Source organism: Pseudomonas sp. UBT (assembly GCF_050915955.1).
GTDB classification, from domain to species: Bacteria; Pseudomonadota; Gammaproteobacteria; order Pseudomonadales; family Pseudomonadaceae; genus Aquipseudomonas; species Aquipseudomonas antarctica_A.
In genome coordinates this window covers 4260338-4277362 of the sequence record NZ_CP168079.1, presented here as the reverse complement: position 1 = coordinate 4277362, position 17025 = coordinate 4260338, and the positions used below count along the sequence as shown (strand labels likewise).

Annotated in this window: 8 protein-coding genes; 5 read left to right on the top strand and 3 right to left on the bottom strand. The window is 62.9% G+C overall.

The window, feature by feature from the left end:
- Positions 1-867 (bottom strand): LysR family transcriptional regulator, encoded by an 867-nt coding sequence (locus ACDZ94_RS19620; protein WP_064452791.1) that lies wholly within the window; start codon positions 865-867, stop codon positions 1-3.
- Positions 868-960: 93 nt separating this feature from the next.
- On the opposite strand from ACDZ94_RS19620, the gene ACDZ94_RS19615 reads away from it, so the two are divergent.
- The 4 genes from ACDZ94_RS19615 to ACDZ94_RS19600 are packed head-to-tail and all read left to right on the top strand — an operon-like array spanning position 961 to position 3653.
- Positions 961-1512: a DUF4865 family protein gene (locus ACDZ94_RS19615; protein WP_432750633.1), complete on the top strand. Its 552-nt coding sequence runs from the start codon at positions 961-963 to the stop codon at positions 1510-1512.
- Between the two features lie 53 nt (positions 1513-1565).
- Positions 1566-2120, top strand: a complete 555-nt coding sequence (locus tag ACDZ94_RS19610; protein ID WP_128588095.1) for a histidine phosphatase family protein — start codon at positions 1566-1568, stop codon at positions 2118-2120.
- A gap of 45 nt (positions 2121-2165) precedes the next feature.
- Positions 2166-2921, top strand: coding sequence for a precorrin-6A synthase (deacetylating) (gene cobF / locus ACDZ94_RS19605; protein WP_262665049.1), 756 nt, complete (start codon positions 2166-2168; stop codon positions 2919-2921).
- A 12-nt stretch (positions 2922-2933) separates the two neighbouring features.
- Entirely contained in the window at positions 2934-3653 is a 720-nt protein-coding gene (locus ACDZ94_RS19600; protein ID WP_064452787.1) for an alpha/beta hydrolase, read from the top strand.
- Positions 3654-3782: 129 nt separating this feature from the next.
- Here ACDZ94_RS19600 and ACDZ94_RS19595 read toward each other — a convergent pair whose 3' ends face one another.
- The gene (locus tag ACDZ94_RS19595; protein ID WP_432750632.1) at positions 3783-4340 is read right to left on the bottom strand and encodes a hypothetical protein; all 558 of its coding nucleotides are present in this window, start codon (positions 4338-4340) and stop codon (positions 3783-3785) included.
- A 72-nt stretch (positions 4341-4412) separates the two neighbouring features.
- Positions 4413-6221: a monovalent cation:proton antiporter-2 (CPA2) family protein gene (locus ACDZ94_RS19590; RefSeq protein WP_064452785.1), complete on the bottom strand. Its 1809-nt coding sequence runs from the start codon at positions 6219-6221 to the stop codon at positions 4413-4415.
- Positions 6222-6525: 304 nt separating this feature from the next.
- Here ACDZ94_RS19590 and ACDZ94_RS19585 point away from each other — a divergent pair, with 304 nt between their 5' ends.
- Entirely contained in the window at positions 6526-17025 is a 10500-nt protein-coding gene (locus ACDZ94_RS19585; RefSeq protein WP_432750631.1) for an autotransporter-associated beta strand repeat-containing protein, read from the top strand.

Sequence of the window (17025 nt, the reverse complement as noted above, 5' to 3'; positions counted from 1 at the left end):
TCAGCGCGGCAACACGCCGCGAAACGTTGCGCTTAACGTGCGCAATGTTTCGCGGGACCGCAGGTCACTGATGCGGCTGTGAAGCACCACTTCACTGACGGGCAATGCGGGCAAACCGCATTGCTCGCTCACGTCCACCGCCCCGGCCGGGGCCACTCGGTGGGCGAGGGCGGCGACACCCAAGCCGGCGCTCACCGCCGCGCCCACCGCCATCACACCACCGCCGACAAACACTTCAGTCCAGTCGATATGGGCCTCATCCAACGCCCTGACCGCCAGATGCCGGACCCCGCACGGCGGCGCCATGGTTGCCAGGCGCAAGGGCAGGCCGGGGTTGTGTCGCCAGGTCGGCGCAGCGAACCAGCCAAAGCGTTCCACTGCCAACACTTCGCCGTCCCGGCGGTCGCCTTCGTTGCGCACGATCACCGCGTCCAGCTCGTTGCGGTCGAACGCGGCCACCAGATCGCGGGAGGAGGCGATGCGTATTTCGAGGATCAGCAAAGGGTCGTACGCGGCGAGGCGGCCGAGCCAGGTGGGTAAGTCCGGCCCGGCGACGTGGTCGCTGATGCCGATCACCAGACGCCGCGAGGGCTGGGTACCCATGTCGCCCAATGCGCGTTCATGGGCGTTAAGCAGGGCGCGAGCGGCCACGATGAACTGCTCGCCCTGGGGCGACAGCCTTACGTGGCGGGGCGTGCGCTCCAGCAGTCGATAACCGAGGCGTTCTTCCAGGCGCTTGAGCTTGAGGCTGATGGCGGCCTGGGACGTGTCGAGGGCCTCGGCGGCACGGGTGAAACTGGCGAAGTCGGCGACCCGGACGAAGGCCTGCACGGTGTCGATATCCAGGGGTTTGAGCGCATCAGTCATATCAAATCCTTATCGCACATATATCGGCTGATATCTTGTTGAAATCACTGCCACTGCGCAAGCTCAAACCTTATCTTGCACAGGAGCTTCGCCATGTTTGCCAAACAGTATTCACACCGCCTGCCTGCCGATTACGACATGGGGGTTATCCGCCGCCGCGCTGAGCAATTGGGGCCGTTGTGGGATCACGCTGAAGGGCTGCTGTTCAAGGCATTTATCGCCCAGGAACGCGGGCAAGCGACGGGCAATGTCTATGCGTCGGTGTACCTGTGGGCAGACCCGTTGCAGGCCGCCGACTTCTTGTTGGGCGAGCGTTTCCAGAAGGTGCTCGACAGCTTTGGCCGCCCGCACATCGAAAGCTGGTTGCCGCTGGACGTGCAGCAAGGGCCCGCGCGGCAGGCGTTGAGTTTGTACCGGGAGCAATGGTCATTGGAGCCAGGGGCGGATCGAGCCGGGATATTGGCCGAGGAAAAACGACGTAACCAGCAGTTGGCTGACAGCCCGGATACATTCGCGGTCTTCCTGGCGCTGGATGTGCAAGCGTGGCGCCTGGTGCGGATCACGCTCTCGGCCAAGCCGCTGCAGATGGACCACCCGGGCACGGGTTACCAGGTGCTCTATCTGGCGCAAGGCGTTGCGCGATAGCGTCAACTGCGCCAGTCTTGCAGGCTTCTAACTCGTTACCGGAGCGATCTGCGGTGCCAGCCACGCGTTTGACACTGATCTGCCATGCCGCTACGGCGTCGCAAAAGCTGGGGCGGTTTGCCGATGACGAGTCTGTCAGCATGGATTGGCAACACGCAGCGTTCTCCCTGGCCGGGCGCTTCAAGAAAAACCCGCGCCTGGTATGCGGGCCTGAAGCCAGGACCCGCCAGACGGCCGGGCTGTTCGGCGCTGACGCGCAGGTCGAGGACGCCTTGCGCGATGCTGACTTGGGTGCCTGGAAAGGCCAGGCGATCAACCAGTTGGACGGCGATGCATTGATGGCCTGGGCGACCGACAGCACCAGCACGCCCCACGGCGGCGAGTCGGTGGAACAGGTTTGTGCGCGGGTCGGGCAGTGGCTGCAATCCCTCGAAACCCAACCCGGTCATGTGTTGGCCATCACCCACCCGTTGGTGATTCGCGCCGCCTTGCTCTATGTCATGCAGTTCCCGGTGTCGATGTTCTACCGGATCGACATCGAGCCCCTGTCCGCCACCGAGCTGCGCTTCAACACTGTCTGGCGCCTGCGCCTGGAAACTCACGCCTGACCCGGCGAACATGGCAAAATCCACGCCCCGCAATGAGAGCAAACCATGAAACGCATCCTGATCATCGGCATTGGCGCCGGCAACCCTGACTACATCACGATGCAGGCCGTGAAGGCGCTGAACCGCACCGACGTGTTTTTCCTGATGGACAAGGGCCAGAGCAAAGACAAGCTGATCGACCTGCGCCGCGAGATCTGCGAGACCTACATCACCGAGCCCGGCTACCGCTTCGTCGAGGCCGACTGCCCCGAGCGTGCGCGCGGCGACATCGACTACACCACCGCCGTGCAGGACCTCAACCGCGACAAGCAACACACCTTCGAGCGCATGATCAATGAGCACATGGCGGATGGCGAAGTAGGCGCCTTCCTGGCCTGGGGCGACCCTGCGTTGTACGACAGCACCATCCGTATCCTGCAGGCGATCCTCGCCAGTGGCCACTGTGCGTTTGAGTTCGAAGTCATACCCGGCATCACCAGCGTGCAGGCCCTGGCGGCCCAGCACAAGGTGCCGCTGAATCGCATTGGCCGCTCCATCGAGATTACCACCGGGCGCCGGTTGGCGGCGGGGCAGGCGAGTGATGCGGACACGTTGGTGGTGATGCTCGATGCCGAAGATTCCTACCGTACCGTGGCTGATCAAGACCTGGATATCTACTGGGGCGCCTACCTGGGCACACCGGACGAAATCCTGATCAGCGGCAAAGTCAGTGACGTGGCTGAAGAAATCGAACGGGTGCGCAAGGCCGCACGCCTGGAAAATGGTTGGATCATGGACACTTATTTGTTGCGCAAACCCTGAGGAAACTTCCCCATGTTCAAGCTGTTTGCCCTGGCGCTGACCCTGATGGCCGGTGTCGCCCATGCCGATGCCACGCTGCACACCGACTTGCCGTTGGCGTACCTGGAACAGACGCAGAGCGATTCACGCAACCAACCGTTGGTGATTTTCCTGCACGGGTTCGGCAGCAACGAGGAAGACCTGTTTGGTATCAAGGACGCGTTACCTTCCAGCTGGACTTACCTGTCGGCGCGTGCGCCGATGCCGGTGGACCCGAACGGCTATCGCTGGTTTACCAAGACCGCGGGTGACGGCGATTACAATGGCGAGACCGCTGACTTGCAACGCAGCGCCAGGCTGATCGAAGACTTTGTCGGCAAGGCCACAGCCAAATACCACACGCAAAGCGATCGGGTGTTCCTGGTGGGTTTCAGCCAGGGCGCGATCATGTCCTACGAAGTGGGCTTGCGTCAGCCCGAGTTGGTGCGCGGGATCGCGGCCTTGAGTGGCAGTGTATTGCCAGTTCTCAAGGCTGAGCTCAAGCCCAATGAATCACTGGGCAAGCTGGCGATTTTTATTGGCCACGGCACGCTGGACCAGGCGCTGCCGTATGTGTCGGCGACGCGTGCGAATGAGGTGTTGGTGGGGCTGGGGTTGAAGCCGGAGTTCCACGGGTATCCGGGGATGCCGCATACCGTGAGTGAGGCGGAAGTGCAGGATCTGAAGGCTTGGCTAGAGAAAACCTTGAAGTAAGCGCGATCAAAAATGTGGGAGCGGGCTTGCTCGCGAATGCGGTGTGTCAGTCAACTCATCTTTAACTGATCCACTGTATTCGCGAGCAAGCCCGCTCCCACATTTGATTTGTGTTGTCAGGGATGAGGCTTACTTGCCGCCGGTAATCTGCTTCACCAGTTCGGCGTGCCCCTTCACATCATCCGCCCGCGAAATGGCCTGGATCACCAGCAAGTGCTTGCCGGAACCGCCGAGGAACGTGGAGTTCAAGGTCTTGCCGCCGCCCTGGGTGGCGGTGCTGTCTACCTGGCGCAGGCCCAGGCCTTTGAAGGTCAGTTTTTTCTCGTTTTGCTTCTTGAAGTCGGGCAGGGCGGCGCTCTGGTCCTTGACGAAATCAGCCACGGCGCCATCGAGGAACTGCGGGTCATTGTCTTTGATGGTTGCCCCGTCGTTACGCACGGTTTCGGCGACGATCACCACACTTTTAGTCGCCGAGTTGGCGTACAGCGTGCCTTGGGTGTCGGCGGTGCCGTCCTCAGCCTTGCCGGTTGGCAGCGTGTCGGCGGTGTAGGCCTTGGGCAGATTAAAGGTGAACTTGCCGCCCAGGGTCGAGATGGTCTGTGTGGCAGCGGGCTTGCTGGCGGCGAACACGCTACCGGCGCTAAGCGCAAGGGCCAGCAGGACGGCGGTCTTGGTGAAAGTGGCCATGAAGCGCTCCAGAGATGAACGAAATTGCGGCGTATTCTGTCAGAAAACTCGCAAGATCGTTCATACATAGCCTCACACCTTGTCGGACTCTTCTTCGAGACGGTCCATCTCAAACAGCCGCGCCAGTTCCGTACGGGCTTCCTGGGCGGACTGCATCACTTTGGCCGCGTCGTCATACACCGCGTGTTGGGCGGCGAGTAACTGCAGGTCGTGATTTTTGAAGCGGGTGATGCGCGCATCGGCCTGGGCCTGGCTCAAACCGAGGCCGACCAGGGTGCGGCGGCTCATTTCCAGGCTGGAGTAGAACGTTTCGCGCACGGGTGAGGCGTCCAGGTCCACCAGGCGGTGCACGTGCTGGCGGTTACGCGCGCGGGCGATGATTTTCATGTGCGGGTAGCGCGTGCGCACCAATTCGGCGGTCTTGATGTTGATCTCCGGGTCGTCCATGGCGATCACGAAGAATTCCGCCTGATCGACCTTGGCGGCGTGCAGGATCTCCGGGCGCTGCGGGTCACCATAAAACACCGGCATGCCGCCGAAACTGCGGGTCAGTTCGATGGTTTCGACCGAGGTGTCGAGGGCGATGAACGAGATGTTTTGCGCGCGCAGAATCCGCGCCACTATCTGGCCCATACGGCCCATGCCGGCAATCACCACGCGCGGAGCATCGCTTTCGATGGCGCGGTATTCTTCGGGCACTTCCACGGGTTTGGCCTTGGACTTGAACAGCTTCGGGCATACCAATAACAGCAGCGGGGTCACGGCCATGGACAGGGTAATGGTCAGTACCAGCACATCGTAAAGATGCGGCTCGAACAAGCCCTGGTCGCGGCCGATCTTGAACACCACGAAGGCGAACTCACCGCCTGCCGCCAGCACCACGCCCAGGCGCAGCGCACTTTCGCGATTAAGGTCACCCACCAGGCGGCCGACCGCATACAGCAGCGGCAATTTCAAACCGATCAACAGCAGGGTCAGGCCGATGACCACCAGCGGCGAGCTGAGCAGCAGGCTGAGGTTGGCGCCCATGCCCACGCTGATAAAAAACAGGCCGAGCAACAGGCCCTTGAACGGCTCGATCTGGGATTCGAGTTCGTGACGGTACTCCGAGTCCGCCAGCAGCAGCCCGGCGAGGAATGCACCGAGGGCCATGGATACGCCCACCAGTTCCATCAGCCAGGCGGTGCCGATCACCACCAGCAGCGCAGTGGCGGTAGACACTTCGCGCAGGCCGGTCTTGGCGACGATACGAAACACCGGGCGCAACAGGTAGCGCCCGCCAATGATCACCACGGCGATGCTGCCGAGGATCTGCAAGACGTGTTGCAGGCCTTGCGCTTCGGTGGTCGGGTGGTCGCTGCCGGCGAGCAGCGGCACCATGGCGATCAGCGGGATTGCGGCGATGTCCTGGAACAGCAGAATCGCAAAGGCCAGCCGCCCATGCGGCTGGTTCAGTTCCTTGCGCTCGGCCAGGCTTTGCAAGCCAAAGGCAGTGGAGGACAACGCCAGGCCCAGGCCCAGCACAATCGCGCTGTTCCAGGTTTGGCCAAACAGCCACAGCGCCACCGCGCCCATCACCAAACCTGTCAGCAACACCTGGGCCAGGCCGACACCGAACACCGCCTTGCGCATCACCCATAACCGTTTCGGCGACAGCTCCAGGCCGATGATAAACAGCAGCAACACCACGCCCAACTCAGAGAACTGCGCCACGCTTTGCGGGTTGCCCACCAGGCCCAAGACCGACGGGCCGATGATCACACCGGCGAACAGATAGCCCAGCACGGCACCCAGTTGCAGGCGCTTGGCCAGGGGCACTGTCAGCACGGCGGCGAGCAGGAACACCACGGCTGCTTGTAACAGGTTGCCTTCATGGGGCATTGCGAACTCCAGAATCTTTAAAACGAATCAACAGGGGGCTATTAAAGCGCTTTTTTACATTTCGAAACTTGTATTTTTGACGCGAAAGCCAATGGCTACTAGCTGTAATCCCATTCTTACACGGGGCTTACGAAAGTATTAATACCATTTAATTCAATGGCTTCTCTGAGGGTCGACTACCGTTTCGAAAAACCAGATCAGTTGTCACCGCGGTCAGGTATTTCGCACTCAATGCGTGTGAGTCAATAGGGTTGGGCTTCTGCGCATTCATGGATGAAAGGCTTGGACCACCAAGGAGTTGGACGTGGATAGAAGACTTGCGACTGCCGTTACACCGCGTATTTCTGCGCTTTCGCTTGCTATCCGCCTCGGCGTGGCGGGGCTGGTGATCGGCCTGGCGAGCCCTCAGGCCTCGGCAGCGTGCACGCCGGCCAGCCCCGCGTTGGGTGACGCCGTGACCTGTACGGGCACCGCAACAATCCTGCTGGACAATACCTTTTCCAGCGCCGTGAATAACCTGACTGTTGGCGTAACCGTTGGCTCCACCATCAATGCGCTGCTGGGTGGAACCGCGATGAACCTCGCGGGTAACAACATCACGTTGAACAACGCGGGCACCATCGACCCCTCGATATTGGGGTTGATCACGCTGCTCAGCAACGGCACGGTGATTGGCAGCGGCGCGTCGGGTACGGTGAGTGTCACCAACCTTGCCACCGGTATCATGAAAGGCACCTCGGGCCTCCTGGGTGTCGGCCTGAGTACCCTCAACGGCATGGCGCTGAATATCAACAACGGCGCCACCGGTACCACCACCATTACCAACAACGGTGCCATCGGCTCCGCTGCGTTGCTGGGCCTGAGCCTGTTTGCTTCCGACGCGCCGGTGATAGCGGTGCAGGGTGGTTCCCGGGTCAACATGACCAACACCGGTACGGTGACCGGGCGCATGGCATTCGAGGCGTCGGCAGGCGGCAACACCTTCTTCAACAGCGGCAACATCATTGGCGGTTTGTCGATGGGGGCCGCCAGCACCAACACCTTTACGGCGGTCACCGGCTCCACTGTTTCCAGCGGCGGTGGTCTTGGGCTTGCCCTGGGCGGCCTGCTTGGGGTCAATCTGGGGTTCGCACCCACCGGGCAGATTGATGGTGGGTTGGGCGGCAGCAACACGTTGACTCTGCAAAACCCTCTCGGTGTTGGGGGCGGCACGTCGGGCGCGGCCACGGCCTCGAGCGCCACCTACGTCAACTTCAACAACCTGACCGTCAACAGCGGCACCTGGACCTTGCAAGGCCCACTGGTCAGCGGCAGCACCACCCTCAATGGCGGTGTTGCGCAGTTCAATGACAACGGTACGTTCGGCACCGGCGTCCTGACCGCCAATGGCGGGGCGATTCAAGCCAGCACCGCGGGCCTGACGCTCAGCAACTTGATGACCCTGGGCAGCGGTGGCCTGACACTGCTGGGCGCCAATGGCACCACCTTGGGCGGCGTACTTTCGGGTACCGGCGGGATGATCAAGTCCGGCACCGGCCAACTGATCCTCACTGGCGCCAACACCTTCAGCGGTGGGACAACGCTGAATTCCGGCAGTGTGCAAGTGGGCAACACTCTGGCGCTGGGCTCCGGTGGCGTAACGGTCGCCGGGGTGTCGACCCTATCGGCACCCGGCACGGTGAATCTGGCCAACGCGTTCACCCTCAACAGCGCCTTGACCACGACCGGCACAGGCGCGTTGACCCTCAGCGGCAATCTCGGTGGTAGCGGTGGCCTGAACATAAACGGCAGCGGTGGCCTGACGCTGAGTGGCAATAACGCCGGTTACACCGGCCCTACCAGTTTGAACGCGGGTGGCTTGATCCTCGGCAGTGCCAACGCCCTGGGTTCGGGGGCCTTGAGCGTCAACGGTGTCGCCAGCCTGGACACGACTGCCGCCGGCACGTTGAACAACGACGTGACCCTTAACGCCAACCTGACCACCGTTGGCAGTAACCCGTTGACCCTGGCAGGCGTAATCTCCGGAACCGCCGGTATCATCAAAAATGGCACTGCGGCCCTGACGCTGTCCGGCAACAACACCCAGCAAGGCCCTACCGCATTGAATGGCGGCACCTTGTTGGTAGGCTCCAACACCGCATTGGGTACGGGTGCCTTGAATGCGGCGGCGGGCACCACACTGGATGCTACCACCGGGGTTTCTCTGGGCAACGCCGTCAACCTGGCGGGCAACCTGACGCTCGGCGGCAGCCAGGCAATGACTCTCACAGGTGTCGTCAACGGCATCGGTGGCCTGATCAAGAACGGCACCGGCGCCCTGACCCTCAGCGGCAATAACGGCTTGCTGGGAAATACAACGCTGAATGCGGGCGCTTTGATCCTGGGCAGCAACAACGCATTGGGTCTGGTCGGCACCTTGAATACCGCCAACAACACTACCCTGGATACCACCGGGGCGGTGACAGTGGGCAATGCAGTGAATGTCTCCGGCAACTTGAATCTGGGCGGCAGCAACAACCTGACGTTGAACGGTGCGATCGGTGGGACAGGCGGCCTGACTAAAAACGGCGCGGCCAACCTGATTATCAATGGCGCCAATACCTTTCTGGCGGGCACGGTGCTCAATGGCGGGACTTTGACCGTCAACACTAACAGCGCACTCGGCACCGGCAACTTGACTGTCGGCGGTGCAGGTACCCTGGACAGTGCGGCCGGTATTAGCCTGGCCAACGGCATCGACCTCAACGCCGACCTGACCCTGGCTGGCACCAACGACCTGACCCTGGGCGGCGTGATCGGTGGCACCAACCAGTTGATCAAGAACGGCGCAGGGCTGCTGACCATCAATGGCGCCAACACCTTCCAGGGTGGCGTTACCCTGAATGCCGGCGGCCTGAACCTGGGTAACGGTGCGGCGCTCGGCACGGGCGCGTTGACCGTGGCCGGGGCGAGCAGCCTGGGCAACACAGCGGGGTTGACGGCCAACAATGCAATCAACCTCAACGCCAACCTGACCGTCAACGGCACCAACCCCCTGACCCTGGGTGGCGTGATCGGCGGTGTGGGCGGCTTGATCAAAAACGGCGCGTCGAGCCTGAACCTCACCGGTGCCAACACCTACAGCGGCCCCACCGCGTTGAACAGCGGTTCACTGATTGTCGGCGCCAATACTGCGCTGGGCTCCGGTGCATTGAACGCAGCGGCGGGTACTACGCTGGATGCCAGCGCCGACTCAGCCCTGGGCAATGACATCAACCTGGGCGGCACCCTGACACTCGGCGGCAGCAACGCCTTGACCCTCAATGGCGTGGTGAGTGGCGTCGGCGGCTTGATCAAAAACGGCGCAGCCGACCTGGTCCTCAACCACGCGAATACTTATCTGGGCACTACCACGCTGAATGTCGGCAAGCTGGTGGTCGGTGCCACTGGCGCGCTGGGTAGCGGTGCATTGAATGCGGCGGCGGGCACTGCCCTGGATGCCAACACGGCCGCCACACTGACCAATGCGCTCAATCTTGCCGGGAACCTCAGCATCGGCGGCACGGCCGACCTGTCACTCGGCGGCGTTGTGAATGGCGCAGGCAGCCTGACCAAAGAGGGCGCGGCCAACCTGACCCTCAATGGCAACAACGGCTTCCTGGGCGGTACCACGCTGAACGCGGGTACCCTCACCGTCGGCAGCAACTCGGCCCTGGGCCTGGGCAACCTGACCGTCGGCGGTGCCGCTACGTTGGACAGCAATGCGGCCGTCACCCTAGGCAACAACGTTGCTCTCAATGCAGGCCTGACCGTGGGCGGCACCGATGCGTTGACCCTGGGCGGCGTACTCAGCGGCGCCGGCCCGTTGATCAAGAACGGCGCGGCCAACCTGACGCTCAACGGCAATAATACCCTAAGTGGCGGCACCACGTTGAATGCCGGGACATTGACCCTGGGTAACGCCAATGGCCTGGGCAGCGGTGCGTTGACCGTCGGCGGCGCGTCGACCCTGGACAACAGCGCGGCCTTTGGCTTGGGCAATGCCATTGCGCTGAACGCCGACCTGACCGTCGCCGGCAACAACAACGTGAGCTTGAGCGGCGTGCTCAGTGGTACCGGTAACCTGATCAAAAATGGCCCGTCAGACCTGACGTTGAGTGGCAACAACACGTTTACCGGTGGCGTGAATGTCGTATCCGGCAGCGTGACCACGCTCAGTACCGGTGCGCTGGGCAACACCTCCGGCGCCAACATCAGCGCCGGGGCCGCACTCAACCTCGGCGTGGACACCAGCCTGGCCGCCCTGACCGGCAGCGGTTCTGTTCAAGTGGGCGCAGGCACAACGTTGAGCGTGGGCGGCGTCAACGCCACCAGCACCTTTGGTGGCGACCTCAATGGCGGCGGCGGTTTGACCAAGGTCGGCAGCGGTACGCTCAATCTCACGGGTATCAATGGCATCACCGGTAACACGGCCATTAATGCCGGCACCTTGAATCTCAGCGGCTCCCTGGCGAGCAACCTGGTCAACATCAACAGCGGCGGTACGCTGACCGGCACCGGGTCAGTGTTGAACGCTATGAATGTCAACAATGGCGGGCACCTGGGCCTGAGCAGCGGCAACACCTTGTCGGCCGGCTCTCTGGTATTGGCGTCGGGTGCCAATCTGGATGTGGCATTGAATGCACCGTCCACCAGTTCCTTGCTCAACGTGGGCGGCAACCTGACCCTCGACGGCAACCTCAACGTGACGGATGCCGGTGGCTTTGGTGTGGGTGTGTATCGCCTGATCAATTACACCGGTGGCCTGACCAACCTGGGCCTGGATGTGGCCAGCGTACCGGCCGGTTATGCCTTGGGCGACCTGGTGGTACAGACCTCCGTCGGCAACCAAGTCAACGTGGTGGTTTCCGCGCCGACGGGCAACATTCGTTTCTGGGATGGCAGCCAAACCATTGCCAACGGCAGTGTGGATGGCGGCACCGGCACCTGGACCAGCGCGGGCACCAACTGGACCAATGCCGGCGGCACGCTTAATCAGCCATGGGTCGGTGACTTTGCGGTGTTCCAGGGCGCAGCGGGCACGGTCACCGTGCAGGGGCCACAACGCTTCACCGGCCTGCAATTCGCCACCGACGGCTACAACCTGGTCAGCGGCACCGGTGCGCAATTGACCGCCGTCAATGGCACCACGGGCAACACCGCCATCCGGGTTGACCCAGGCGCTACGGCAACCATCGGCGTGAATATCGACGGCGTTGGCACCCTCAATAAACTCGACACCGGCACCCTGGTGCTGGGCGGCGCCAACACCTACTCCGGTGGCACCACGCTCAATGGCGGCACCCTGGTGGTCGGCAGTAACACGGCGCTGGGTTCCGGCCAGTTGACGACGGCGGCCGGTACGACACTGGACAGCAATGCCGCGATAGCACTGGGCAATACCGTGCTCTTGAACGGCAACACAACCGTGGCGGGCAGCAACGCGCTGGCCCTCAATGGCGTGATCGGCGGCGTCGGCGGATTGATCAAAAACGGCTTGGCCAATTTGACCCTGGGCGGCAATAACACCTTCCTCGGCCCGGTGGCCTTGAATGCGGGTGGGCTGATCCTGGCTTCAAACAGTGCCTTGGGCACCGGCGCATTGAATGCGGCGGCGGGCACCACGCTTGATACCGGCAACGCAGTGGTCCTGGCCAATGCGGTAAACCTGGCAGGCAACCTGGGCATTCTCGGCAGCGCCGACCTGACCCTCAACGGGCTGGTCAGCGCCGCCGGAGGCCTGACCAAAAGCGGGGCGGGCAACCTGACCCTTAACGGCGGCAATGCCTACCTCGGCGGCACGCAGTTGAATGCAGGCTCGTTGACCTTGGGCAACGGCTCGGCGCTTGGTACTGGCGGTTTGACCGTTAACGGCGTGGCGACGCTGGATAACAGCGCCGCGCTGGCCCTGGCCAATAACACCACACTGAATGCTGCACTGACGGTGGCTGGCAGCAACGACTTGACCCTGGGCGGTGTGGTCGGCGGCACCGGTTCGCTGGTCAAGAACGGCAGTGCCAACCTGATCCTCAACGGCGCCAATACCTACAGCGGCGGCACCACTCTCGCCGGCGGTACGCTGACGGTGGGCAACGTGACCGGCCTGGGCTCCGGCGGCTTGACCGTCAGCAACGCAAGCACGCTGGCCAACAGCACGCCGCTGGTGCTGGCGAATGCTGTCAACCTTAACGGCGACCTGACTGTGGCCGGTAACAACAACCTGACCCTGGCCGGTGTGCTGGCCGGCAACGCGGCGCTGATCAAGAATGGCGCAGCGGACTTGCTGCTGACCGGCAACAACACCTTCACCGGCCCTCTCAACGTGGTCGGCGGCAGCGTGACCACGGTGGGCAACGCTGCGCTGGGCAATACCTCCGGCGTCAACGTCGGCTCGGGTGCCAGCCTCAACCTGGGCGGCAATGCCAGCCTCAATACCCTGGCCGGCAACGGCGCGATTCAGGTGGCGGGCGGCAGTACGTTGGCGGTGGGTGGCAGCAACCTCGATAACACCTTCGCGGGCACGCTGAACGGTACCGGCAACCTGGACAAAAACGGCACCGGTGTCCTCAACCTGAGCGGCATCAATGGCCTCAGCGGCGCCGCCAACGTCAATGGCGGCAGCCTGAATGTCAGCGGTTCGCTGGCCAGCGCCAGCGTGGCGGTGAATAACGGCGCCACACTGACCGGCACGGGTGCGTTGGCGGGTGCCGTGACGGTGGCTGACGGCGGGCAGATCGGCTTGGCCACCGGCAGCGCGCTGTCGGTGGGCTCGCTGGTACTGGGCAATAATGCCAACCTGGATGTCGGTCTCGGTGTTCCAGTCGTGGGCGGTGGCAGCGGGCTGCTGAATGTCGGCGGCGATCTGACTTTGGGCGGCAAGCTTAACGTCACCGATATCGGCGGCTTTGGCAGCGGCGTCTACAACATCATCAACTACGGCGGGGCACTCACCAATAATGGCCTGGCCATCGGCACACTGCCGGGCAGTGTGATCCCGAGCGACGTGCAAGTGCAGACGGCCGTCAGCAATAAGGTCAACCTGCTGGTCACAGCGCCCAACACCACGGTGCAGTTCTGGGACGGCGCTAATCTGATCGGCAACGGCGCCATCGACGGCGGTAACGGCACCTGGAGCGCTGGCACCAGCAATTGGACTAACGTTGACGGCACGCTCAATCGAGGTTGGAACAACAGCTTCGCCGTGTTTCAAGGTACGGCGGGTAACGTGACGGTGGATGGCACGCAAAACATCACCGGCCTGCAGTTTGTCACCGATGGCTACAACCTGGCGTCCGGTACGGCGGGTGCGCTTAACCTGGTCAATGGCGGCACTGGCAACACGGCAATCCGCGTCGACCCGAACGTTACCGCCACGCTGGGTGTCACCCTTGGCGGCGCCGGCACTCTGGCCAAGCTAGACACCGGCACGTTGGTGCTGAACGGTGCCAACACTTACACCGGTGGCACCGCGCTGAATGGCGGCACGCTGGTGGTTGGCAATAACAGCGCGCTGGGCACTGGCGCGCTGCTTGCGGCTGATGGCACCACCCTGGACAGCAACGCGGCTGTCTCGCTGGGCAACGCTGCGATACTCAATGGCGCGCTGGCCATCGGCGGCAGCAACGCGCTGACACTCAATGGGGTGTTCAGTGGCAGCGGTAGCCTGCTGAAAAAAGGCGCGGCGACATTGACGCTTAATGGTGCCAATACTTACACCGGCGGTACGGGGTTGAATGCCGGTCAATTGGTCCTCGGCAATAACGCCGCGCTGGGCACTGGCGCGCTGACCGTCGGCGGCGCTGCGAGTCTGGACGGCAGCACCGACCTGCAACTTGCCAACGCCATCAACCTGAGCGGCCCGCTGACCCTGGCCGGCAGCAACGCGCTGGCACTTAACGGCGTAGTCAGCGGCACTGGCAGCCTGGTGAAAAATGGCAACGGTGCGCTGTTGCTGACCGGCGCCAACACCTACAGCGGGGGTACTAGTCTCAACGGCGGCACCACCACCGGCAACACCACCAGCCTGCAAGGTGCGATTGCCAACAACGCGACCCTGACTTTCGAGCAGGGCGCCGACGGCACCTACACCGGTAATCTCACCGGCGCAGGCGTACTGAATAAAACCGGCACGGGCGCGTTGCTGTTGACCGGCAACAACACCCTGACCGGCAACACCAACGTCAACGCGGGCAGCCTGCTGGTCAACGGCACGCTGAACAGTGCGGCGGTGCAAGTGGCCAGCGGCGCGACCCTCGGGGGCAGCGGTACCCTCGGCGGTGCAGTGAGCATGGCGGATGGCTCGACTCTCAAGGCCGGGGCGGCGACGCCGCTGTCGGTGGGTTCGCTGGCGCTGTCGTCGGGCACCGCGTTGGACTTCGCCCTGGGTGCGCCAGGTGCGTCCACCACGGCGGTGAACGTGGCAGGCAACCTGGTCCTCGATGGCACACTCAATGTCACTGACGCCGGTGGCTTTGGCATCGGTGTGTATCAACTGTTCCGCTACGGTGGCGCCCTGACCGACAACGGCCTGACCTTCGGCTCGATACCTGCCGGCCTGGGTAACCTGAGCCTGCAGACGTCGTTGGCCAACCAGCTCAACCTGTTGGTGCAGACCACGCCAGGGCAAATTCAGTTCTGGAACGGCGGCACCACCAACCCGGATGGCACTATCACCGGCGGCAGCGGCACCTGGGGCCCGGGCACTAACTGGACCGATCCAACGGGCACCCAAGCTCAGGCGTCGAACAACCAGTTCGCTGTATTCGCGGGGCAGGGTGGTACCGTCACCGTGCTCGGTAATCAGAGCTTCACCGGCCTGCAATTTCTCGACCCTGGCTACACGCTGACGGCCGGTGCAGGTGGGACCTTGTCGCCAACCGGCACGGCGGCGGTGCGGGTCAACTCGGGTGTTACCACAGAAATTGCCGCGCCAATCGTGGGCGCCGGAGCGATCAACAAACTCGACGCGGGCACCTTGTTGCTGACCGGCGCCAATACCTACTCCGGCGGCACTACCGTCAGTGGCGGTACGCTGGCCGGTAACACCCTCAGCTTGCAAGGTCGCATCCTCAACAATGCGCGACTGCTGTTTGTCCAACCCACTAACGGCACCTTCAATGGCACCTTGACCGGCACCGGTACCCTCTCCAAACAGGGCGCGGGTGCATTGTTGCTCACCGGCAACCAGCCGTTCAGCGGCACCGCGTCGGTGGATGAGGGCGTGCTGCAAGTCGGTAACGCGGCCAACCCAGGCACCGTGTTCGGCGGGCAGGTGACAGTCGCCAATGGCGCAGGCCTGACCGGCAACGGCAGTGTCGGTTCGTTGGTCAACAACGGCAGCGTCACACCGGATGGCGGCAAGCTGACGGTGGCCGGCAACTTCACTAACGCCAGCACTGGCGTACTGAACCTGGTCATCACGCCTTCGGTGGTCAGTTCTTTGGCGGTCGGCGGCACGGCGGACCTGGGTGGTACTTTAAATGTGGTCAACCTGGCGCCCTATACTGGCCCTTCCACTTACACGCTGCTGACGGCAGCCGCAGTCAATGGCACCTTCAGCACCACCAATCTGGAGAACCTGGCGTTCCTCAGTACCTCGCTGAACTACAGCCCGACCCAAGTGGCATTGGCGGTCGGCCGTAACAGCGTCAGCTACGCCAGTGTGGCGGCCACCAGTAACCAGCGCGGCGTCGCGGCAGCGTTGGACAGCGGTACCGCTGTAGGCGGCGCTGCGGTGCAGAATGCGCTGCTTACCTCGGACGCAGCCGGGGCGCGCGCCGCCTTCGACAGCTTGTCCGGTGAGATCCACGCCAGCACTGCCAGCGCTTTGCTTGAGGATTCGCGTTACATCCGTGACGCGGTCAATGAGCGCCTGCGCCAACCGGGCTGCTACCGCGAAGACGACCCACGCAACAGCCTGGCGCCGAGTGAAAATCGCCTGAGCAGCGCCGGTTGCCATGGCGAGATGGTCGGCTGGATGCGCGTACTCGGTACTTGGGGCCACATGGGCGGCGACAGCAACACCGCCAAACTGGACCGCAACCTCAGCGGCTTCCTGCTCGGCACCGACAAGCAAGTGGATGACGCCTGGCGCGTCGGCATGGCGGCCGGCTACACCCGCAGTGACCTGGACGCCAAGCGCCGCAGTTCCAGTGCCGACGTCGACAGCTACCACTTGATGGCCTACACCGCTTATCAGCAGGAGGCCTTCGCCGCGCGTATGGGCGTGGCGTACAGCTGGCATGACATCGAAAGCAAACGCGACGTGGCCGTTGGCGGTGCAGGTCAACGCCTGAAAGCTGACTACAAGGCACGTAGCGCGCAAGTCTTCGGTGAAGTGGGCTACACCCTTGAAACCCGCAGTGTGGTGGTGGAACCCTTCGCTGGCCTGGCCTATGTCAACTACGACAGCGACACCCTCAGGGAGAAAGGCGGTTCCGCAGCCCTGCGTGGTGATGCCGATCAGGACGTGACCTTCTCGACCTTGGGCGTGCGCATCGGCCAGACCCTCACCTTGGGCAACGGCTCGAAAATCACCCCACGTGGCAGCATCGGCTGGCGTCACGCCTTTGGCGACACCAAGCCGGATGCCGACCTGAGCTTTATCAACGGCGGTGGTTCGTTCAGCACCCAAGGGGTGCCGATCGCCAAAGACAGCGCGGTGGTGGAAGCGGGCGTCGATTACCAGATCAGTCAGAACGGCAAGCTGGGCTTGGGCTATTCGGGGCAGTTGTCCCGAAACGATAAGGACCATGCGATGACGATCAGTTTCTCCCTCGGTTTCTGA